Here is a 20108-nt window from a genome sequence, read left to right as displayed (position 1 = left end):
ACAAATAGATATTATGATCACCTGGAAATATGCGGTCTCAAAACCCATGCTACGTCAGGAAGGTAACGCAGCCTTACCTCATCGTCATCTCTGAGGATAACAAGCGGATTCCCGTCAACTATCAGGCATGTGCCTTCCCTGAGACCTTTGACTATCACTTCATCACTTTTCCTGAAGCTGGCGGTCTTGGTAACAATTGGCTCTTTCGCCAGGAAATCCTCGGGCCCTATGCTGTAATTTATAATCGGTTCGCTGGTTATGGCAATACCTGCCGGGAGACCAAGGGCTGCTGCAAGCGACGTCCCGCCGGCAAGTCCCTTACCCAGATACCTTTCCTCAAGTGGGGCGGCGAACATCTGACCAAAAATCCCCTTATGAATTTCAACAACTTCATCCCGGCGCTCAATGCATATTTCAGAGTCCTTTTTGCCCGATTTCAATGGAGCAGCAGGTTTCTTTTTGCCTTTTATGAATTCTACGGCGCTCACCTGCATCACGCGGCCTTCAAGAGTTGTAAGGACGGTATCGCCGAGAACGACATCATTAAAACCAAGTCCGATCCGGGCCTTATTCAGGCTTGCCTGTATCCCTCCGACCCCGTGCATTTTGAGTGCATACGGATCAAGCCTTTCCATTTCATGTGGTCTTACAGAGATGAGAGGGCCGACATTGGTACTGCCCGCCCCGATGCCAATGATGGGCACGGGTGCGCCTGCAATGAAAAGACCGTAAGCCACGTCTGACATCGTTCCATCACCTCCTACCACAAGAATAGCATCGACCCTCGTGGCGATCTCTCCTGCAAGGCGTATCGTGGTTTCCCTCCCATTTCCGGGAGCTGGATGGACAATATTACAGTCTCTGAAAATTTCAATGGCTTTGCCTGCCACATTTTCAATGACCGCCTTACCAGCACCTGCCGCAGGGTTGATAATGACCCCGAGATCTTTTATCCTGAATTGTTCATCGTCCATGCGAAATCACCTCCATTTAGATTGTTCCGGGAGTAGTTTGTAAATCGATTCATGCCATCCGCCAAGCGACAATTCCCGCAATCAAGAAAATTCAGGCTTTCTTTTTCCATTTGCGTCACTTAATCAGCTCTCTACATGCATAATAATTCTGGGAGGTGTTTGCCATGCATAAACTTTATCACTATATGCCGGATTAATAATATATTATAACCAGCACTGACTTGAAGTCGTACATTTAAGAATAAATGGAAAATGAGCCAGGAAAAAGTTAATGCATATATAAAAAAATGCCTTGAAGAAGGGCGGATGTCTGAAGCCATAGAAACATCCAGAGTCACTGGAATGCCGCTTTCAAATGAGGAACTCAGAAGTTGCATTTACAGGTATCTTCAGAAAGGGTGGATGTCCAAAGCTTTAAAAGGCTCCAAAGCTGCCGATATAGAGATTCCAAAAAAAATCCTTGAAGGTTATGTTAATAAATATCTTGACGAAGGACGGATATACTCCGCCATAGAGGCATCTAAATTGATCGGGATGCCGCTTCCTAAGGAAAAAATCGTCATGATCGGAAAGGATTGCCTGCTTAAAGGAAAACTCGTTCCTGCCCTGGAAGCCTACAAGCTTGTTGAAGAGGCGCCGCCGGAAGAAGAACTCATTATATGCGGCAACCTGTGCTTTAAGGAAGGGCAACTCCATCCTGGTTTAGAAGCCTACAAATTAGCGAACAAGACTCCACCGGAATCCTTGCTTATAATATGCGGTAACAGGTGTTTCAGTATGGGACAAACCACTCCAGGCCTTGAAGCCTACGCATTGGCCAAAAGGACCCCGACCCGGGATATGCTTCGCGCATGCGGTGAGATCTGCCTGCTTGAGAAGCGCCATGAGGAGGCAAGAAAAGCTATCGTGGCAGCACAGAAGGTAGAAGAGATAAAAGCCACGAAACCCATAGAGATAAGAGAAGTATCTATTAAGGAACTCAGTGACTCAAAGGAACTCGAAGATTCGTGGAAATTTTTTGGCCCGAGAACATGCCAGGAATGTGGAAACGAGAAGGAATTCACGGAAAGGTTTTTTATTTTATCAAGATGCCCGGAATCCAGGGATGAAGAAGAATGGCTTGATAAGATCATGAAAGAGCAATATGATATAGAGCACTATGCAGTGGGAGTGTTCAGCGATAACAGGGGGCTCATAGACTCGGCAGTATGCTGTGAATGCGGATCCCAGAACGTGCTGTTTGAGTCATGAATATGCGGGGGAAGGGATTTGAACCCTTGAACTCCTGCGAGAATAGATCTTGAGTCTATCACCTTTAGCCTCAAAGTTCAGGAGAACCCTGATTTGGCCGCTTGGTTACCCCCGCATTGTGGGTCAGGCTGAATTATCCTGATTAAACTTAAGGATGTCGTTACAGGATTGGATAAATACAATCCCAGAGATTTGGGTAATTGATGCCTAAAGAAAAGAAATTGTTCAGCATGATAAAGGTTTTTATTTTAATGGCTCTTCACTTAAAGTCGCACTTGCACCTAAACTCTGTGCATGCAAAGATTATTCCTTATTCAATCTTGATATAGCGCCGATTCTTTAACCTCAACCTTTATCAACGCCCTGCTCTTGCTGTCTGCTGCGTTTGCATAGAACGGAGCGTATGCGAGACTGATATACACAAAGCCTGGTTTGCTCTTAACCTGCCAATTGTATTTCATATCTGGCATGAAGCCTTCTTTCATTATGAGCGTTTGCTTCGGTTGTGCAGTGAAAGAGAATCATTTATGAACCATATAATACCTGAAGACCCCAATAGACTTCAAAAGTTGTCACTCGATTGCATTTCAAATTACTTTTGGATATCAGACTTCCAAAAATCACAAGATTATTATCATATATATTACCAGCTTTGTTATCGAAAACTATTAATCTCATTATTATTATAATATAAATATTCATGATTTATATCATGAATTTATAAAAGGGGTGATCAGGTGACAAAAGAAATGTTAGCGTATGAAGATACGCTTAAAGATATCAAGAGGACTTTGGGAGCAGTACCTATCCTAATGAAGTTTTTCCCCGAGGAAAAACTTGTCCATGACTGGCCTTCATGGAAGAGCCTGGGGGAGATAGATATCGAGAGAGTACGATTCCTGTTAAGCACAGATGAAATGATAGAAAAAATGCTGAGCGAAACCCAGGGTAATATTGTACCCCCATCCACAAAACCCCATGCAGCCGCTGAGGTGGCGCAAGAAGATAGTGCTTAATGTTGTACTCACAACAGTGACGGAACATGGCAGGTTAGACTATTCATTGCAGATATTAGAAAAAATACGGAAGAACAGACCAATAAAATAAAAATAGTAAAGACAAATGGTTTCGATTAAGATAGGATACGATAGGAGATAAATCAATGTGAGAAACTGCACAAGAAAGAATAAAATTATTTAAGGCAGGTATCACTGGCAATCAAATCGAAGAACTTTACATTTATATAATAATTTCAAAGTGGTGGGTAATCAAAGACCTATTGAGAAGATTGAAATCAATACCACGATAAATAAGAATATTGCTGTTTGTCAAGAAGCAGCAGTCGAAATATAAATAAGGATAGGATGGAAGTCGTATCTGAGGGACGTAAAAAAGAGAAAAAAAATAACAAATTCTACCTACATTCTATCTATCATTAGATTAACAGCGAACTCTTACAAACTCGTATGAACTCGGATTGAAGATTTTAGCAAGCTGTGCTTTGCGTTCTGGTATGAATAATACCACGACATCGAACACGGATGACACGGATTAGACGGATTTTCACGGATACCTTTAATCCGTACGCATCAGTGTCATCCGTGCAATCCGTGTTCTTGCGTCACAGATGGCTTTTTCATTCAGATCTATGAACCACGGTTCATAGCCGGCTTTGCGGTTTTAGTCGATGAGTGCACCGCGAAGGACGCAGAGAGCGCGAAGATTTTTGGGGCGTTTCATCGCATTTTGCGGCGGCGCCGGGGTCTGGGAATGTGATAGCAACATTATTTTTGACTGTTCGGCGCTCGGTTTTGAGGGTTTGCAGCCTGAATGTTGTGGAGCGGGTGCAGGGATGCCGGGAATCTCGAAGGACGGTGCCGGGCGTCGGGTGGAGGGGCGGGCTGTGGGTTTGGGTGAGGAGGGCGCAGGTACCTTGAATTAAAAAACCCAAATCTTCCGGAGTGACTGCTTTTAAGCCTTTTATTTTATTAAAATGATCAATATTCCTTGTTACTATTTATTTTATTCCTGAAGATAATGTGGTTGCTGCAATCAAACAGTCATTCAATTCTATTTCTTTTCCATCCCTAACCAGTTCAGAGTACATTTTCCCTCCCAAGAGGGCGATTTCTTTGTTTAGGTCTATTATGGAGATTGCTGATATTATTCTAAGCGTTTTGTCCAGAGCATCTGCTCTCTGTGAAAGATATGCGCCAACACTAAGCTCGGCTACCACGATAGTAGAAGTAAATCCACTGTTTTTCCCTTCAATACTCACAAAGAAATCTTTGGAAGAGGCAATGGGTTTGACCTGAGGCAATCCGCAAATATTGATGTATCGACAAAAACTTTCATTTTACCCAATCTAATCTCTTGGACTTGCGCAGATTATCCACAAATTTCTTACTATCCACATCATGACCCCACGCGCCCAGAGCATCCTCTACAGCGCTTGTTTCTAATTCGGGGCTGTCAGGCGCCGCCAGAACGATGGGGGCATGGGATTGTGCGATGGAGGCGCTGGTTTGCGTTATTTGTTGGCTTTATGATGTTAGCCAATCATGGAAGGAAATATCAAAGCTGCCTTTGACTGAACAGGATATTGAGTGCTTGGAATGCCAGGGATGAATAATTGAAGGATTGTTTTCTATTTTAATTCGGGTTAAGTTTTATATATAAATCCGACATTATGTTTCAATATGCAAGTCCAGAAAGTATTGACCCGGATGAAGAAACTGGAAAAAGAGATGCAGGAATTAAGGAAGGGCATATGTTCCCAAACAAGAGTTTCAGCAGTCAAGCCAAAAAAAGCGATGCATAAAGCGGCTCTTGATTTTTTAAAACTGAAAGATATTCCGGATAAAATTGAAATAAGTTCTGTTGAAATGGTTAGAACTGAGCGAAAACATGCCAGGGGTTATTAATACACGAGTAACTCTCGATTCTAATGTGTTCATCTCAGCCATCAAAGAAAATGAAGAGTATAGCAAGGATTGCAGAGAAATATTGAACTTTGTGGGCACATCATTCATACTCTATCAACCCACATTGTGCATCACAGAGCTCTACAACGCAATTGGAAAAATAAAAGGTGAACCTCCGGCAAAGAAAGCCCTGAAAGAATTTTATAAAATGGTATATCATCTTGAAGACTATGGTTCCAGTGCCCTGTGTGAAAGGGTAGGAAAAACAGCATTAAAATATCGGGTTTATTCAGCCGATGCTTTTTATCTCCAGACTTCGCTTGATTTTAAGACCAGCCTTATATCACTCGATGAAAAAGATTTTATTGACAGGATAAGAACAAAGGACGGCAAGTTTAAAGTTTATCATGCGAAGGATGCTCTATCTGAAATTTTGAAAGTAGGGAGCTAACTCTAATTTCGGCTGCGGCAAACGGAAGGTTAGCGGTGGAGATCATAGGGCTTAGCTTGTTCTTTTCAACAACAAATCACGAATTCTAATATATAGTGGTATCAACTATTTCTGGTTAGTATGTCCAGATATCGAGGCATCACAACATGACAGCACGAAAACCCAAAATTCAAAAAACAAATGGTATTTGCTCCTTGTGCGGAGGTGTATTCGGTAAGACCGCAATGAAAAAGCACCTTGTACAATGCGTGAAAAAATATCATGTTCGAAAACCTTCAGGTTTTTCTGTACCTATACAAACGAGATTATTCACGATTCTGGTTAAGGGAAGCTTTTTGCATGAGTACTGGATGTACTTTGAAGCACCGGCAAATTCTCTTCTTAGAGGACTTGATGTTTTTCTCAGGGATACCTGGGTCGAGTGCTGTGGGCATTTGAGCGCGTTTACAATAAATGGGAAAAGGTATATATCAGAAACGGATGAATATTTTAAAGAAGATAAAAGTATGAATTATTTGCTTGAAAAAGTTTTAAGACCTGGAAAAGAATTTTATTATGAATATGATTTTGGAAGCCCCACTTGCCTTGAGCTCAAAGTAGTAAATGAACGGGAAATTGAAGATTCAGACAGATCGATTGAAATTCTCGCAAGAAATGAGCTGCCCGTGGTCATGTGTGATTCATGCGGGAAAATTGCAACATATATTTGTAGACAATGCAGCCATTCAGGAGAAGGGTGGGTTTGTGAATATTGTGCTCCTGATCATGAATGTGGGGAAGATTTATTGCTGCCTGTGGTCAACTCGCCGCGGGTTGGGGTATGCGGATATTCAGGATAGGATTGAGCAGGGAAAGTAATCGTTCTATGTGCTTTCTTCGACCCGCGCAGGGTGTGTGCGGGAGGCGCGGGTATCTGTTTGGAGCGGCGTGCATTATCATAAATTAAACGGCGAACTCGTACAAATTTGTACGAACTCGGATTGAAATTTTAGCAAGCTGTGCTTTGCGTTCTGGTATGAATAATACCACGACATCGAACACGGATGACACGGATTAGACGGATTTTCACGGATACCTTTAATCCGTGCGCATCAGTGTCATCCGTGCAATCCGTGTTCTTGCGTCACAATGGCCTTTTCATTCAGATATATGAACCACGGTTCATAGCCGGCTTTGCGGTTTTAGTCGATGAGTGCACCGCGAAGGACGCAGAGAGCGCGAAGATTTTTGGGGCGTTTCATCGCATTTTGCGGCGGCGCCGGGGTCTGGGAATGTGATAACAACATTATTTTTGACTGTTCGGCGCATGGCTTTGAGGTTTGCAGCCCGAATGTTGTGGATTGGAAGCAGGGATGCCGTGGATCTCGCAGGACGGCGCCGGGCCATAAATAGCCATAGCGCCGGGTTCAGCGAGGGGATGGGCTGCTCTACAAGTGCGAATGAGTGGGCATGGGAGAGCAGTAAGGGATACAGCCAATATTTCGAGTGTATAACCAAAATCGGAAACAGAAGCAAAACAAAAATAGCTATAAATAACTACACTGAGATAAAAATAAGATTTAATACAAAAGATTTTAACGATATAAATTTTTCCACTAGTTTCTCCAAATACTTTTTCAGTTTATGCATAGAGATTTTCATTAATTAAGGTATTATTGATATAAAAATTTATTGAGACTTAAAGTTTCAAAATGATTTTCACACCATCCCCATCTTCCCCAGCCTCTCCGGCAGATACACATCAGTCACATAATCCAGCCCCTTCCCCGCAAAAGCCTGCTGCTCAGACTTCTTCTCCGGCTTCAACTGCTGGCAAATATCATTTCTCATCAAATATCTATGCACATTCCGCACTGACTTTTTGCGAACGTCCTGCTTTAAAGCCAATTAATCCCTCAACCGCAGTCCTCAGGAGTTCTTTTCCTGTTGGTTTAGGTATTTCTCTCCCGTCTTTCATAGCGGTTTCCAGCCATAAGTCAATCGCTATCTTGATTTCCTTCAATGCCTCCTCCTCAGTTTCCCCAAAAGCAGAACAATCAGGCAGTTCTGGTGCTACGGCAATATAGCCTTCATCTTCCTCGCTATAGAAAATTTCTATCGCATACCTGTTAAAACCCACATTTTTGGGATCTCTCTTTAATCCATCATAAACAGCACTTTCATCCATCAAACCACCCCCATCTCCCCAAGCCTCTCCGGCAGATACACATCAGTCACATAATCCAGCCCCTTCCCCGCAAAAGCCTGCTGCTCAGACTTCTTCCCCAGCTTCAGCATCATGTTTATCTGCTCTTTCCAGTAATCAGTATCAAACCTCGGGTCTGTAAGTTCGCTCTGCAGCGCCTTAACATCCTGCTCATTGAGCTTATCGGTGGATAGCTCGTACTCCACGATATCAGATGACTGCACCCCGATGAACTTCGCTGCCGGGGTTGCCATGAACTCCGAGAGATGCGCGCTCTTGATAGCGCCGTAGGCAACACTTGCATAAATGCGGAAACTCCAGGGGTCGCCGTCCGTGAACACTACAACCGGGAGCTTCAGTTCCTCGTTCATGCGCTTGATTATCCTGCGAGTGCTGCGCGCGGGCTGGCCTTTCAGGTGCACCAGGATGGCATCGAATTTTTCATCGAACCCGTTCTCGATGAGCCTGTCCTGCATACCGCCTGTTTCTATGGCGATGATGAATTTCGCGTCGTGCTCCATGAATTTGACTGTCTCCACGTTGTAAGGTATCTGGTATCCCGCCTCGCCCACGTCCTCCTGGCAGTGGATGGTGCGCTCTCCTCTCTTGGTTAGCTCTTTGAGCTTGATCGGCCCATAGAGAGTGGCGCCGTTCTCCTCCGGGCGCACGTGGAAATCCTCTCGCTGGAGTCCTGTTATGATCTCAAGGTCCTCGATGAGCCTGTCGCTCTCCGCCTGTTCATTGAATTTTGCGATATCCCAATTCTCACTGATATAATACAATTCTCTCAGTGTTGAGCTTTTGTTCTGGTCAAGATGCCCTTTGATCAACAATTCAACAACATGCGACGTCTTCAGGAGCTGGTTTGCACCCTTAACTGTTTTTGCACTCCGCAGACTCTCGCTATCCCCATAGACCCACACATCGCTGTCCTCCTTTAGTTCTATGTTCTTCTTTGTGCGCGATGGGAGGATTATGTGAGGAATGGTTTCGCTCTCGAACTGTTCGTAGAAATCCTGAATAAGCTTTTTAAGCGTAGTTTTTGAAAGGGAATCCCTTATCTCCTTGTTGCTTTTTTCTATCACACATTCACGACCTTTGCCCCGGTAATAAGTTCCTCATCTATCCCGTCCACCACGAGCTGTGGCAATTTTGAAGCCTCTTCAAGACCTATATTCAATTTGTAGATCAGGGCCTTTTCTTCCCTGGGCTTCAGGGAGATCTTCCAGAGATAATCCGTCTGCTTTCCGAGAGGGATCTTTTTGGGGTCAGGGCTTGCCGATTCAATGCTATAAAGCAGGGTTTCATGAAGATTGAAAGTATGTACGTTTTCGCTGTGGTTCTTAATGCGTATCTCTACATCGCAACCCTTCCCGTTCTGCGATACCACCCTCTGGATAAATACATTGCCCATTATCTTTGCAACGACCGGGGAAATATCCGGTGTGGGTCTATCAAGTATCTCGCCAACTTTCTTTGCTATGCGCGGCAGTATCTTCTGGATGATCTCTTCCTTTTCTTTTCTCTGAAGGAGTTTATCCTTCCTGGATAAGTAGAGTTTAAGCCGCCGGGCTACCTCCTTCAACGCAAGACCGATCTCTTCAGCGATCTCAGGCACCTCTGCGATTGCTTCTTTGGATTCGGACGTGAACGGGATATGCGTTGATGCCACATGCACCAAAATGATAGCTGGGCCTATGGGAAGCGTGTCACCCCCAGGCTGGTCGAGAGAATAATTCCTCCACTTGATATTCTCGACCGCATGTGTTATAGCGCAGGCTCCCTGCTGGTAAAGTAAAGGCACGCGGTTTGCGAACCTGAGTATCTCTACCTTTTCCTCTTTCGGAAGATTTCCTCCAAATGCTATTCCAGCTTCAACCTGGAAAGGATGGCCGCTGTGCACTGCGGCGGGGCGCGTTGTGGTCTCGATGAAATCAATGGTATGTTCCTTCTCAAGTCCTTTCCGTATCAGTTCCTCTGTTATTGGAGAAAGGCAATCCGTGGGAGGAGCCTGGATCTTAGCCTTCCCAAAAGCCTCATGCAGCCTCTTTGCCTCATCGAGCGTCACTGTTTTTGGATTCTTTTCAGCTTCCAAGCCGGCCTTTTTGCATATATCTCTTGCCGTCTGGGCACCTATGCGTGAGAAAGAACTGCGGAGAAATGAGTCAAGCGTTTCGCTTTCTGCATACCGCAGCATCTTCATCAGTGTCCCGAGTTCTATGCCGTGAGGGTGTGGCAGGATCTCTTTTGGCTGCACGGGCACTTTATCGGTCGCTCTCTCAAAAATAACCTGGTTGCCATCAGGTTCAACAAGGGTTATTCGTGCATGGGGGTTCACTATTGCAGTATCCTTCAGGTATTCATATACCGATTTCCTCTTTCCTTTAATATATGAGGCTTCCATTTCAAGTTCGATACGCGTACCCCGCAACCGGTCCCATTCGGTAATTTTATCGGCAAGGATCTCGGGTTCATTGGTCTGTGTATTTATGAGCAATTCAAAGTAATGGGCTGGAGCGTCGCGATCAATTTTGGACACTATTTTGGCAGGGCGGCCGGATGTGAGCTGCGAATACAGAACGGCAGCCGAGATGCCTATCCCCTGCTGGCCGCGGCTTTGCTTGATAGAATGAAAACGCGAACCGTAGAGCAGTTTTGCGAAAACCCGGGGGATCTGTTCCCTGACGATCCCTGGGCCATTATCTTCCACGATAAGGGTCAGGTTATCCTTGGATTTGGTTTCTATCTTGATAAAAATATCAGGCAGTATGCTGGCTTCCTCGCATGCGTCCAGAGAATTATCTACCGCCTCTTTTACGGATGTAAGCAGGCATCTCGGGCTTGAGTCAAAGCCCAGTATTTGCCTATTCTTCTCGAAAAATTCGGCAATGCTGATGGCCTTTTGCTTCTTGGCAAGTTCATCGGCAATTGCCATTAGGCAACCTCTTAAAGTTCCGCTCCCACTATGGTTTGAGTAGCCGTGACGTTCTCGCTTTCCCTTATAGTATCCACCAGTTTATTCAAAGCACTTAATCCGTCAACGTTGCTTATGACTACGAAATCAAATTCCCCAAAGACATGATAAACGTCTTTGATGCCTTTAATTTTTATAAGCTCATTATACGCCGCTTTTTCCTGTCCCGGCACAACATTTACCAGTGTAACTCCAATTACCAAACTTCGTCTCCCTCCTTGTTAATCCTTATGTTTATCTGCATTTTTTATTAAGATAGCTTTAGGTATTAAAAAAGGTTGGTATGGTCAGGCGCCCAGAACAACGATTCAAGGGAAAACTATATATTTAGATAATGCCAAACAGAGATATGTTCGTTATATAGCGAACAAGATAAGCGGGTTTCTTTTTTAAACGATACCACCCACTCCCCTTCCCGCTTATCTTACCACCTATGAAATCGACGTGTCCCAAATCTCATTAATTGTAGTGCAGTTTCTAATCAGGATTACATCCAATAAGATTTAAAGGATTGAAAATTAATAAAGGCGCTAGTTTATTGGAGACTATTATAGCAGATAACAAATTTTAGAAAACACTTGCTTTCAAAATAGAAGATTTATGCCTGGAAAAGAAACATTCAATGGAATAATAAAATCCCTCGGTCTTGTTTTCGGAGACATAGGCACAAGCCCAATCTATACCCTCACTGTTATTTTTCTCCTCACAAAGCCCACACTGGATCATGTAATAGGTATTTTGTCTCTTATTATCTGGACACTTATTATCCTTGTGAGTGTGGAATATGCATGGCTTGCGATGAGCCTGGGACAGAAAGGCGAAGGAGGTACCATCGTTCTCCGCGAATTGCTTGTTCCCATGTTGAAGTCAGGAAGGCAGATAGGATTTGTCACACTGCTTTCCTTCATTGGCATATCTCTCCTTTTCGGTGACGGTGTAATAACTCCCGCTATAAGCATACTCAGCGCTGTTGAAGGCCTGGTCCTGATTCCGGGCTTAGAGGGAACGGGTCAGGAAACGCTGGTAATCATTGCAGCCATAATTGCGATATTACTTTTTTCTTTTCAGAGAAAAGGGACCGAAAAAGTGGCGTGGGCATTTGGTCCTATCATGGTGATCTGGTTCCTGTCCATTGCGGTTTCCGGTTTAGTTTCTATCATCAATGTCCCTTCTGTACTGGCAGCCATAAATCCTTACTATGCTTTCAAATTTTTATTTCAAAATGGATTTGCAGGATTCTTTCTGCTTTCACAGGTGATACTCTGTGCCACAGGCGGTGAGGCGCTGTTTGCAGATATGGGTCATCTGGGAAAACTGCCAATCATCAGGGCATGGTATTTCGTATTTGCCGCTCTTTTATTGAATTATCTCGGCCAGGGTGCTTTTGTTATCCAGAACCCGGATGCAAAAAATATACTTTTTGAAATGGTTTTCCAGCAGGCGCACATTCTTTACGTGCCATTTCTGGTTGTCAGCATACTCGCAACTGTCATAGCTTCTCAGGCCATGATCAGCGGGATGTTCTCGATCGTTTATCAGGGAATAACCACGCGAGTATTGCCCATACTCAAAGTGGATTACACTTCAACTGAACTTATGTCGCAGATATACATCGGCTTTACCAACTGGTGCTTGCTTATTTCGGTCCTGTTTGTCATGTTCTTATTCAAAGAATCCCATCACCTTGCCTATGCATACGGTCTCGCGGTCACGGGGACAATGACCCTTACCGGCATAATGATGACCTGGATATTTTATCTGAAAAATAAACCGTTCAAGACAGCGATCTCTTTCCTTGTAACGGTAGTTGATATGGCTTTTCTTCTTTCAAGCCTGCACAAGATCCCATCAGGCGGCTACTGGTCAATTCTTCTGGCTTTGATCCCATTAGGGACAATTACGATTTATACCGCGGGGCAGAAAAAACTCTATAATTCACTTAAGCCCATGGACCAGGATGCTTTTCTTGAAGAGTACAATAAATTATATAATACAATGTCTAAAATAAAAGGCACCGCTCTTTTTTTTGCAAGGGATGTCAAAAAGATCCCTCCATACATGGTCAATACCATGTTCTATAATAATATCATTTATGAGGATAATATCATAGTCTCCCTTATCAAGATGGATAACCCATTCGGCATATCAGGCTCATTTAAAAGCAACCTAGCAGAAGGATTAAGGGTTTTTGAGATCTATATGGGCTATCTTGAGGTAGTGGATGTTGAGAAGATATTGAAGGAGTCGGGGATTGATGATAAAACGATCTTCTATGGCCTTGAAGATATAGTGACGGACAATTTTATCTGGAAGATTTATTCCACGATCAAGAAACTCACTCCTGCTTTCGTTCAATTCTATAAACTCCCGCCCCACAAGCTGCACGGGGTTCTTTCGCGGATCGAAATGTAATATTAATTGCCATGTGGTCTCAGGCGATTCTTTTTCTGACCCGATATCCAATAGCGGAAAAATCGTAATTCGAAAAGGAAAGATTTATAATGTATAATAAGGTAGTCCGTTAAGAAAACTAGTCTACTATAGTTTTTTATGGTGATTTCGTTCAATAAAGGAGGACAAATAAATGGTATTAGACTTAACCATGAGTATGGCTATACTGGCACTCCTGGGAGCGCTTGCTACTATTGCGGGATGCCTTGAGGATTTAGAATCCGATGTGGGCTCCCAGAGCAATCCGAACTCACAGGTGCAGTTGGCCCCTCAGATGAATTTTTTGCATAGGATATACAACAAAGCGATTTCAGGCGAGCCGATCAGCAACGGTCTTTCGGCTGTTACCGGCGGTGTAATAACAAACGTACTTTTAAGCGCCAAGTTCTATCCACTGACTGCGATAGTAATAGGGGCGTTCATTGCAGCGGTAATATACGGCATTTTTGCAACAACGGCATTCGCCGGCAGGATAGCGAGCCAGAGCAGGTTCAAGCAGCCGCTGTACATGGATATTATGAGATACACAACGCCCTCGATCATAGGGCATAATTTCATCGTTTGTTTCTGCCTCGTCGCAATATCATATATCCAGTATGCCATACTTGGTTACCCATTCTCCATACCGTTCCTGGCATTGATATGGGGTATTTCAGTTGGCGCAATCGGCTCTTCCGTAGGTGATGTGCACTACGGCGGCGAGCGGGAATTCCAGAACCGTGAGTTCGGATGCGGTCTTAATACAGCGCTTTCAGGGCGCATTGTACGAAAAGCCGAATCTGGGCTGAGGACCAGTCTCGATAACGTCTGGTTCTGCGCTAAGTTCGGAGGACCAGCAACGGGGATAGGTCTGGGTCTCACCGTGTTCTTTTCAAGCTGGCCCACGACCATCTGGGGATATACATGGACAGCGATGCTGGTAGGCGTTATTATACTGGCTGTTATGACAATTATGAACCGGCTTGTGGAAATTAATGTGAAGAACGCATATGGCCCGTATAAATTAGAAAAGAATGAAAAGGAGGCTGGGGCATAATGGTTTTTCTTGATCCAACCACGATTATAGATATACTTCTGATTGGTTTGAGCGGCACTCTCATCTGCCTTGCCGTTCACTTCATTCCTGTAGGCGGCGCGCCTGCGGCAATGGCCCAGGCGACCGGAATTGGTACGGGGACTGTGGAACTGGCAGCAGGTTCAGGTCTTGTTGGCCTGATAACATCAAGTTATATGTACGCTTATGAACCTTCCGCATCAATGGCATTAGTAATGGCTGCGGGAGCAATGGGTGCTGCGATAATGCTTGCAAGCACGATGCTTGCGGGCGGTCTAATATATGCATACGGAGTAGCTGTACCCTTTGCATCAGCCCAGGTCAAAAAAGACCCGATAACGGGGGAGCGCCAGGACATTTATGTATCCAAAGGGACGCAGGGACAGGGTATACCGACAATATGCTTCGTAAGCGGTATTGTAGGGGCTGGACTCGGAGGGGCAGGTGGAGGACTGATCTACTTCGTCCTGATGGGGTATTACACACCGTTGATCGCCACCAGCGCCGCTGCTGTGGCAGGCGTGTTCACCATGGGTGTTTTCTATGTTAATTCCGTTATCCCATCCTACGGCGTGGGCGGAACGATCGAAGGAGTCCATGACCCCAAGTTCAGGCGCGTGGTTCCCAAGGACGTTTTCACAAGTATTGTTGTCAGCATGCTTTGCGGCGTTGTGGCAATATTGATCGCAGGAGGGATGACAGCATGAGCGATATAAAGGAAATATCCCCGAACACACTGGTGTTATTCGGAATAATCGGAGGGCTGGTTGGAATATATATATCGCCTCTTTTTCCGCCATATACTTCGATATTCGGAGCGCTTGGAGCAATATGCGCGGTTATATGGAGTGCTGAAGCAGTGAGACGCGTTGCCAAGTACGGTCTGGGAACAGGCGTGCCTTCTATAGGACAGATAGCTATGGGTATGGGCATCATTGCAGCCATGTTCGGTCTTGCCATAATGAAGTCCGTGACCAAAGATCCGCGTGGTATATATGCAGGTCCTATACTGGCATTAATAACCGCATCAATAATCGGATTTGTGATAGGCTGGTTCGCCCAGCATGTAATAAAAATGAAGATTCCGGTCATGATCCGCTGTATGACTGAAATTGCAGCGGCAGGCGCAATAATCATCATAGGTTTTAGCGCCGCAGTTGCAGGAAACTACGATTTCGTGGGAAGCCTGATCCCCAAAGTGTTTGATAACGGCGTCATCCTTGCCGTTTTCTGGGTAGGAGCAGTGGCAATGCTTCATCCATTCAATGCCTGTCTCGGACCTGATGAGAAACAGAAAAGATTGCTGTATCTTGCAGGTTCCACAGGAGCTATCACGATGGCCCTTATGGGTATAGCTGCAACCATGACCCTCGGCGCGATGGGAGCAGTCACATTGATTGCGGGAATAATCCTGTGGCTTATCTTTTACAAGAAATTCTGGGATGAAGTCTATAATGACGCTGCGGCGGTAGTCGGAACTGGATTGATTCCAAAGACGGAGGCATAACATGAGTCACATAAGAGTAGCTCCGGAACTGCACCTGATATTAAACCCGACAACAGGTGTGATCGCAGAAGAACGGGAAGACGTTGTGGAATATTCACTGGACGGAGTGAAAACACAACTGGACGAGCTTGATAAAGTCGTAACAGACATGATGAACCAGCTCGACCCCAAAGCACCGCTCTTGAACATGTTCCCAGGACGAGAAAATGCTTCATATAACGCCGGGATCGTGACAAATGCATTCTACGGAGCAGTAATAGGGTTCATTGTATCCTTTTTACTGCTGATCCTCTTTAAGGTCGCGAAAGTTTCGACGGGAGGCATGTAAATGGCAAATAAAGTTAAACCCGCAGCAGGATGGCCTGTTGTTAAGGGAGAATACGAAGCCGGGAATCCTGAAAACCCCGTAGCAGTAACCACATGCGGATCGCATCTCAAAGGTGCTGCACAGCTCGCTGCCGGTGCCTCGATAACAGGCCCCCATAAGACAGAGAACCTCGGGATAGAAAAAATAGTGGCCAACATTATCTCAAATCCCAACATTCGCTTCCTGCTCGTCACAGGGGCTGAAGTCAAGGGACATATATCCGGTGAAGCTATCGTAATGATCCATAAAAACGGTGTCAAGGATAGCAGGATTGTGGGGTCCACAGGAGCCATACCCTATATTGAAAACCTGCCGGATGATGCGATAAAGAGATTCCAGGCACAGATCCAGATTGTGGAAATGATAGGTACCGAGGACGAGGGTGCGATCATTGCAAAGATCAAGGAACTCGCAGCAAAAGACCCCGGTGCATTTGAAGGCGAGCCAATGATCATCCAGGTCGGGGCAAAGGAAGAGGTCGCAGAAGTAGGCGGCGTTAAACCCATGTCTGCCGAGATAGCCACTGTACAGGCAAGGATAAAGGGAATCCAGGCGCAGACAATCGATATAGGCAACATGAACAAACTGATGGCCGGCATCTACTCAGGAAAAATAGAAGGCATAATGATTGGCCTGGTAGTGGGATTAACAATACTTGGCATAACAATATTCGGAGGTGGTGCTTAAAATGGCTGAGAAAGAATACGAATACGGTAAGGGCGTACCAACGGTAATAGCCCCTTCAATGGCAGCTATCGAATCAATGGTGGAAGACATCCGATACAGGGGTCAGCTCATTGCAAGAAACCAGAAACTTGAATCAGGAGTCGGAGCAACAGTCGCAATAGGATTTTCAATTGGTTTTGTGGTTGTTATGCTGGCGGTACTGGTTCCGGCATTGAGGTGATAAAATGGCAGAGAAAGTCCCGACAGTAATAGTAGATCCTGAGGACTACAAGAAATTACTGGATAAATTGAATGAGATAGAGGAAAAGATTGAGTTCACCAATTCAGAAATTCACCAGAGATACGGGAAAAAACTCGGAAGAGATATTGGGATTCTGTATGGAATATGCGCTACGCTGATGATAGTAATGGTATACCTGTTGCTGCTCCTCTCACCAGTGCTTCCAAGATTGCAGGCATTCATGCAGAACTTACTGTTTAAATGAGGTGCTAAGATGTTTAGATATGATAAGAAACAAGAAGTGTTTGAATTCGGCAAGATAAAGGTTGGCGGACAGCCGGGAGAATACCCGACAGTGCTGGTCAGTACAATGTTTTACCTGAAACATAAGATCGTGACTGATGAGGATAAGGGTGTTTTTGATAAAGCGGCAGCTGAAAAACTGTGGAATACACAGGAAGTTATGGGGGATAAGACCGGTCTCCCTTATTTCAATCAGCTCGTGGGCGAGACGCCTGAAGCGATCAAAAAATACATCGACTGGTTCGTGGATATTTGTGATGACGTACCATTCCTTGTCGACTCATCCGATGGGCACACAAGGGCAGCGGCTGCAAAGTATGCCAGAGAGATAGGGGTCGAGAAGCGGGCCATACACAATTCCATAAATGCCAGCATAGGTGCTGAGGAAATCAAGGCCCTCAAAGAAAGCAAGCTCACTTCTGCCATCGTACTTGCATTCAACGCCACAAACCCGAGCGTGGAAGGCAAACTGGAAATCCTTGAGAAAGGTGGCACAGGGCAGACAAAAGGCATGCTTGAAGTGGCAAAGGACGTTGGAATCACAAGACCTCTCGTGGATGTGGCAGCTACGCCCCTTGGAGCAGGAGCTGGAGCTACCATAAGATCCGTTCTTGCGATCAAGGGCAGACTTGGTCTTCCAGTGGGAGGCGGGTTCCACAACATGGCATCTGCGTGGGACTGGATGAAGAAATTCAGGAAAGAAGACCCTGATGCAAAGGCAGAGTCATGGCCGCCGGTTGATATAGGCACAAACCTGGTGGCACAGATAATGGGCGCGAATTTCCTGCTATATGGCCCAATAGAGAACGTAAAGCGTGTGTTCCCTGCAGTGGCGATGGTCGACATAATGCTGGCAGAGACAGCAAAAGACCTTGGCTTGGAAGTGCTTGCAGAAGTTCACCCCATAAAGAAATTGGTGTAAGGTTACACCGATTTTTTTCTTTTTTTTTAAATAAAAGATTTTATAAAAAAATTATCAGGAGTTGCATTTTAATGCGGTCTCCTGATCACATATTTCTAATGAGCCCGTGCGGCCATTGGCACAGAATACATCCACAGCGCTATTACCCCGAACATCAGTATCAGGAGTATATACGGCAGCACTGAAGCCTTTGAACCGGGATTATTCAATGAGATCCTGTATGCTGTATAAACCGAACCCAGAATTCCAAGTAATGTAAGGATATACTGGATAACCTGTATAGTCGGCATATTCAGGATGGACAGGTCCCCGGTCAAATTCATTCCGACAAGCGATGCAGATGTGTATATCACAGAGAGCCCTTCTCCCAGGAAATGTTTTGCATTATGTGCCAGATGGATTCCCAATCCCAGGGGAATGAGGGCGTAGCCATATCGCACGAAGTTTGAAAGCATCGTTTTCTCCGGAAAACTTTCAGATGCAAGGTTTAATTCGGCAGTCTGGTCAGGTATCATGCCCGGCACTCCGATCTTATCAGGGATTTGTGTGGATATGAAGCTTGAGATAAGCATTAGCACAACGGGTACGAGCATGGCTCCCGCAAAAATCACAGTCCATGCAATAGTAAAGTCTGTAATGCCGGTTGTACTCTCAAACCACTTCATGAACGGTTCCCATACTTCAAGCATGACAACAGTCTGGCTTACAACTATCCCGATAAGTGCAGTTGCAAGGAAAGAATCCTCAAATCTTGGTTTCTTGATGAACCAGAGTTCGCTCGTGGGAGGTCGCGGCGTTATCCTGATAGCGTCGTGGGAACAGGTCTTGATACAGTTTGAGCAGAAGTTGCAGAACCGGTTGGAATCCATTGTCCGGGGATATTCGAACATCGAACAGCCTTGCACTTTTTCTGTTCCTTTGTAACACGTCGGGTCCCTGCATGTCTTGCATATCGCGCTGTCAGTTCTTATTTCAAGGGCTGAAACCATGGAGTAATTGCTTGAAAGCCCGCCAAGGAAACAGAGGTAGCGGCACCAGGCCCTTTTCTCAAAAACCGCTCCCATCAGGACCACGCCTGCAAATACAAAAAGCAATAGATAACCAGTATTTGTGGGTGATTCCACAATCCCGAATACAGTATCCAGCCATGTAATTATTAGAAAAGCGATTATGATGACCCAGACACCGTATTTCTGGAGGAATTTTGGCACTTTCTTATGCAATCCAACATTTTTCTGCATCTCATCGCTCACTCTTGACATCGGGCATACCGAGCACCAGAACCTCCCGAAGAGCAGGAACAGAATGGGCAGAAGTGGCCACAGGAAGATCCAGACCATGACGGAGCCGAAATTGTATGAGGTTTCGACATTTCCGAAAAAGAGCTGAAGGAGTATAATGCCGAAAACTATCATTGTAGGCAGCACAAAGATAAGAGGGTACCAGCGGCTTTTTAGAAGAGCTTTCAGAGGAGCATAGTTCAGGAAATTTATTTTCCGGAGTCTTTCCTTATTTGAAGCGAAAAACCCTGCAACTCCAATAATGCCAAGAAGAGATATGATAGCATACCAGTTTACGCCCCCTGAATGTGTATCAGAAGCATCCGCAGCGTGCTGGTCGTCCATATTCATTCCTGCATGGTCGCCCATATCCATGGGGGCGGATGCACCTGCTTGTAAGGTGAATACTGTTGATAGCAGTATCACACATAAAAAACCCATCGTTTTTTTATTCATTATTATTTTTCCTCCGACTTTACATCAGTTGTAAAGTTGAACCTCTTTGGTCTTTGACGGTATATAATGATTGTGGATAAAAGTATCTCAAATATAAAGTGA

24 protein-coding genes and 1 tRNA gene are annotated in these 20108 nt (G+C 45.0%); 16 read left to right on the top strand and 9 right to left on the bottom strand.

All coding sequences use genetic code 11. The annotated features are described in order from the left end of the window. Nucleotides 1–17: 17 nt before the first annotated feature. Nucleotides 18–974 carry a diacylglycerol kinase family protein gene (locus tag O8C65_10945; GenBank protein ID MCZ7357440.1) on the bottom strand — a complete coding sequence of 319 codons (957 nt, stop codon included), beginning with the start codon at nt 972–974 and terminating at the stop codon, nt 18–20. A gap of 252 nt (nt 975–1226) precedes the next feature. On the opposite strand from O8C65_10945, the gene O8C65_10940 reads away from it, so the two are divergent. Next, the gene (locus O8C65_10940) at nt 1227–2225 is read left to right on the top strand and encodes a hypothetical protein (GenBank protein ID MCZ7357439.1); all 999 of its coding nucleotides are present in this window, start codon (nt 1227–1229) and stop codon (nt 2223–2225) included. A gap of 3 nt (nt 2226–2228) precedes the next feature. Here the strand turns inward: O8C65_10940 and O8C65_10935 are convergent. Beyond that, nucleotides 2229–2340 (bottom strand) — tRNA-Leu (locus O8C65_10935). A 199-nt stretch (nt 2341–2539) separates the two neighbouring features. Next, a complete protein-coding gene (locus O8C65_10930) occupies nt 2540–2695 on the bottom strand; it encodes a hypothetical protein (GenBank protein MCZ7357438.1) in 156 nt (51 codons plus the stop codon). Nucleotides 2696–2974: 279 nt separating this feature from the next. Here O8C65_10930 and O8C65_10925 point away from each other — a divergent pair, with 279 nt between their 5' ends. Together O8C65_10925 and O8C65_10920 are read left to right on the top strand one after the other, a co-directional pair. Beyond that, nucleotides 2975–3241, top strand: coding sequence for a hypothetical protein (locus tag O8C65_10925; protein ID MCZ7357437.1), 267 nt, complete (start codon nt 2975–2977; stop codon nt 3239–3241). A 671-nt stretch (nt 3242–3912) separates the two neighbouring features. After that, nucleotides 3913–4167: a hypothetical protein gene (locus O8C65_10920; GenBank protein ID MCZ7357436.1), complete on the top strand. Its 255-nt coding sequence runs from the start codon at nt 3913–3915 to the stop codon at nt 4165–4167. Nucleotides 4168–4242: 75 nt separating this feature from the next. Here the strand turns inward: O8C65_10920 and O8C65_10915 are convergent, their stop codons facing one another. Continuing rightward, nucleotides 4243–4503 (bottom strand): type II toxin-antitoxin system VapC family toxin, encoded by a 261-nt coding sequence (locus tag O8C65_10915; GenBank protein MCZ7357435.1) that lies wholly within the window; start codon nt 4501–4503, stop codon nt 4243–4245. Between the two features lie 448 nt (nt 4504–4951). Here O8C65_10915 and O8C65_10910 point away from each other — a divergent pair, with 448 nt between their 5' ends. The 4 genes from O8C65_10910 to O8C65_10895 all read left to right on the top strand — a co-directional run bounded on the left by O8C65_10910 (nt 4952) and on the right by O8C65_10895 (nt 6992). Continuing rightward, nucleotides 4952–5149, top strand: coding sequence for a hypothetical protein (locus tag O8C65_10910; protein MCZ7357434.1), 198 nt, complete (start codon nt 4952–4954; stop codon nt 5147–5149). Then, a complete protein-coding gene (locus O8C65_10905) occupies nt 5133–5600 on the top strand; it encodes a PIN domain-containing protein (protein MCZ7357433.1) in 468 nt (155 codons plus the stop codon). Before O8C65_10910 ends, O8C65_10905 begins: the two co-directional genes overlap by 17 nt. A 248-nt stretch (nt 5601–5848) precedes the next feature. After that, a complete protein-coding gene (locus O8C65_10900) occupies nt 5849–6439 on the top strand; it encodes a hypothetical protein (GenBank protein MCZ7357432.1) in 591 nt (196 codons plus the stop codon). A gap of 349 nt (nt 6440–6788) precedes the next feature. Then, entirely contained in the window at nt 6789–6992 is a 204-nt protein-coding gene (locus tag O8C65_10895) for a hypothetical protein (GenBank protein MCZ7357431.1), read from the top strand. 445 nt (nt 6993–7437) lie between these two features. Here the strand turns inward: O8C65_10895 and O8C65_10890 are convergent, their stop codons facing one another. Genes O8C65_10890 through O8C65_10875 form a run of 4 tightly spaced genes read right to left on the bottom strand, consistent with a single transcriptional unit; the run spans nt 7438 to nt 10962 of the window. Continuing rightward, nucleotides 7438–7767 (bottom strand): type II toxin-antitoxin system HicB family antitoxin, encoded by a 330-nt coding sequence (locus O8C65_10890; GenBank protein MCZ7357430.1) that lies wholly within the window; start codon nt 7765–7767, stop codon nt 7438–7440. Continuing rightward, entirely contained in the window at nt 7767–8870 is a 1104-nt protein-coding gene (locus O8C65_10885; protein MCZ7357429.1) for a DNA topoisomerase IV subunit A, read from the bottom strand. Before O8C65_10885 ends, O8C65_10890 begins: the two co-directional genes overlap by 1 nt. Then, nucleotides 8867–10720 carry a DNA topoisomerase VI subunit B gene (locus tag O8C65_10880; protein ID MCZ7357428.1) on the bottom strand — a complete coding sequence of 618 codons (1854 nt, stop codon included), beginning with the start codon at nt 10718–10720 and terminating at the stop codon, nt 8867–8869. Before O8C65_10880 ends, O8C65_10885 begins: the two co-directional genes overlap by 4 nt. A gap of 11 nt (nt 10721–10731) precedes the next feature. Further along, nucleotides 10732–10962: an Lrp/AsnC ligand binding domain-containing protein gene (locus O8C65_10875; protein ID MCZ7357427.1), complete on the bottom strand. Its 231-nt coding sequence runs from the start codon at nt 10960–10962 to the stop codon at nt 10732–10734. 397 nt (nt 10963–11359) lie between these two features. Here O8C65_10875 and O8C65_10870 point away from each other — a divergent pair, with 397 nt between their 5' ends. From O8C65_10870 to mtrH, 9 genes are all read left to right on the top strand, one after another. Beyond that, nucleotides 11360–13171 (top strand): KUP/HAK/KT family potassium transporter, encoded by a 1812-nt coding sequence (locus O8C65_10870; GenBank protein MCZ7357426.1) that lies wholly within the window; start codon nt 11360–11362, stop codon nt 13169–13171. Nucleotides 13172–13343: 172 nt separating this feature from the next. After that, nucleotides 13344–14246, top strand: coding sequence for a tetrahydromethanopterin S-methyltransferase subunit E (mtrE, locus tag O8C65_10865; protein ID MCZ7357425.1), 903 nt, complete (start codon nt 13344–13346; stop codon nt 14244–14246). Further along, nucleotides 14246–14971 carry a tetrahydromethanopterin S-methyltransferase subunit D gene (gene mtrD / locus O8C65_10860; GenBank protein MCZ7357424.1) on the top strand — a complete coding sequence of 242 codons (726 nt, stop codon included), beginning with the start codon at nt 14246–14248 and terminating at the stop codon, nt 14969–14971. Before mtrE ends, mtrD begins: the two co-directional genes overlap by 1 nt. After that, nucleotides 14968–15771 carry a tetrahydromethanopterin S-methyltransferase subunit C gene (gene mtrC / locus O8C65_10855; protein ID MCZ7357423.1) on the top strand — a complete coding sequence of 268 codons (804 nt, stop codon included), beginning with the start codon at nt 14968–14970 and terminating at the stop codon, nt 15769–15771. Before mtrD ends, mtrC begins: the two co-directional genes overlap by 4 nt. A 1-nt stretch (nt 15772) precedes the next feature. Further along, nucleotides 15773–16099, top strand: coding sequence for a tetrahydromethanopterin S-methyltransferase subunit B (locus tag O8C65_10850; GenBank protein ID MCZ7357422.1), 327 nt, complete (start codon nt 15773–15775; stop codon nt 16097–16099). Next, nucleotides 16100–16825: a tetrahydromethanopterin S-methyltransferase subunit A gene (gene mtrA / locus O8C65_10845; GenBank protein ID MCZ7357421.1), complete on the top strand. Its 726-nt coding sequence runs from the start codon at nt 16100–16102 to the stop codon at nt 16823–16825. It begins immediately after the preceding gene. A gap of 1 nt (nt 16826) precedes the next feature. Next, nucleotides 16827–17045 carry a tetrahydromethanopterin S-methyltransferase subunit F gene (locus O8C65_10840; protein MCZ7357420.1) on the top strand — a complete coding sequence of 73 codons (219 nt, stop codon included), beginning with the start codon at nt 16827–16829 and terminating at the stop codon, nt 17043–17045. Nucleotides 17046–17049: 4 nt separating this feature from the next. Continuing rightward, complete coding sequence (gene mtrG / locus O8C65_10835; protein ID MCZ7357419.1) at nt 17050–17310, top strand: tetrahydromethanopterin S-methyltransferase subunit G; 261 nt, start codon at nt 17050–17052, stop codon at nt 17308–17310. Between the two features lie 9 nt (nt 17311–17319). Next, nucleotides 17320–18270, top strand: coding sequence for a tetrahydromethanopterin S-methyltransferase subunit H (gene mtrH, locus O8C65_10830; GenBank protein MCZ7357418.1), 951 nt, complete (start codon nt 17320–17322; stop codon nt 18268–18270). Nucleotides 18271–18365: 95 nt separating this feature from the next. Here mtrH and O8C65_10825 read toward each other — a convergent pair whose 3' ends face one another. Further along, entirely contained in the window at nt 18366–20006 is a 1641-nt protein-coding gene (locus O8C65_10825) for a 4Fe-4S binding protein (protein ID MCZ7357417.1), read from the bottom strand. Nucleotides 20007–20108 lie beyond the last annotated feature (102 nt).

Source organism: Candidatus Methanoperedens sp. (assembly GCA_027460535.1).
GTDB lineage: Archaea > Halobacteriota > Methanosarcinia > Methanosarcinales > Methanoperedenaceae > Methanoperedens.
Note: the sequence above shows the minus strand (reverse complement) of the source record. Positions and strands in the feature narration are given on the sequence as shown.

Coding starts and splice junctions, on each gene's coding strand:
- O8C65_10895 (MCZ7357431.1), top strand. CDS start 6,789: ATGAGTGCACCGCGAAGGACGCAGAGAGCGCGAAGATTTTTGGGGCGT.
- O8C65_10825 (MCZ7357417.1), bottom strand. CDS start 20,006: ATGAATAAAAAAACGATGGGTTTTTTATGTGTGATACTGCTATCAACA.
- O8C65_10890 (MCZ7357430.1), bottom strand. CDS start 7,767: ATGGATGAAAGTGCTGTTTATGATGGATTAAAGAGAGATCCCAAAAAT.
- O8C65_10920 (MCZ7357436.1), top strand. CDS start 3,913: ATGAGTGCACCGCGAAGGACGCAGAGAGCGCGAAGATTTTTGGGGCGT.
- O8C65_10910 (MCZ7357434.1), top strand. CDS start 4,952: ATGAAGAAACTGGAAAAAGAGATGCAGGAATTAAGGAAGGGCATATGT.
- mtrG (MCZ7357419.1), top strand. CDS start 17,050: ATGGCAGAGAAAGTCCCGACAGTAATAGTAGATCCTGAGGACTACAAG.
- O8C65_10850 (MCZ7357422.1), top strand. CDS start 15,773: ATGAGTCACATAAGAGTAGCTCCGGAACTGCACCTGATATTAAACCCG.
- mtrD (MCZ7357424.1), top strand. CDS start 14,246: ATGGTTTTTCTTGATCCAACCACGATTATAGATATACTTCTGATTGGT.
- mtrH (MCZ7357418.1), top strand. CDS start 17,320: ATGTTTAGATATGATAAGAAACAAGAAGTGTTTGAATTCGGCAAGATA.
- O8C65_10940 (MCZ7357439.1), top strand. CDS start 1,227: ATGAGCCAGGAAAAAGTTAATGCATATATAAAAAAATGCCTTGAAGAA.
- O8C65_10905 (MCZ7357433.1), top strand. CDS start 5,133: ATGCCAGGGGTTATTAATACACGAGTAACTCTCGATTCTAATGTGTTC.
- O8C65_10925 (MCZ7357437.1), top strand. CDS start 2,975: ATGTTAGCGTATGAAGATACGCTTAAAGATATCAAGAGGACTTTGGGA.
- mtrE (MCZ7357425.1), top strand. CDS start 13,344: ATGGTATTAGACTTAACCATGAGTATGGCTATACTGGCACTCCTGGGA.
- O8C65_10930 (MCZ7357438.1), bottom strand. CDS start 2,695: ATGCCAGATATGAAATACAATTGGCAGGTTAAGAGCAAACCAGGCTTT.
- O8C65_10880 (MCZ7357428.1), bottom strand. CDS start 10,720: ATGGCAATTGCCGATGAACTTGCCAAGAAGCAAAAGGCCATCAGCATT.
- mtrA (MCZ7357421.1), top strand. CDS start 16,100: ATGGCAAATAAAGTTAAACCCGCAGCAGGATGGCCTGTTGTTAAGGGA.
- mtrC (MCZ7357423.1), top strand. CDS start 14,968: ATGAGCGATATAAAGGAAATATCCCCGAACACACTGGTGTTATTCGGA.
- O8C65_10840 (MCZ7357420.1), top strand. CDS start 16,827: ATGGCTGAGAAAGAATACGAATACGGTAAGGGCGTACCAACGGTAATA.
- O8C65_10945 (MCZ7357440.1), bottom strand. CDS start 974: ATGGACGATGAACAATTCAGGATAAAAGATCTCGGGGTCATTATCAAC.
- O8C65_10870 (MCZ7357426.1), top strand. CDS start 11,360: ATGCCTGGAAAAGAAACATTCAATGGAATAATAAAATCCCTCGGTCTT.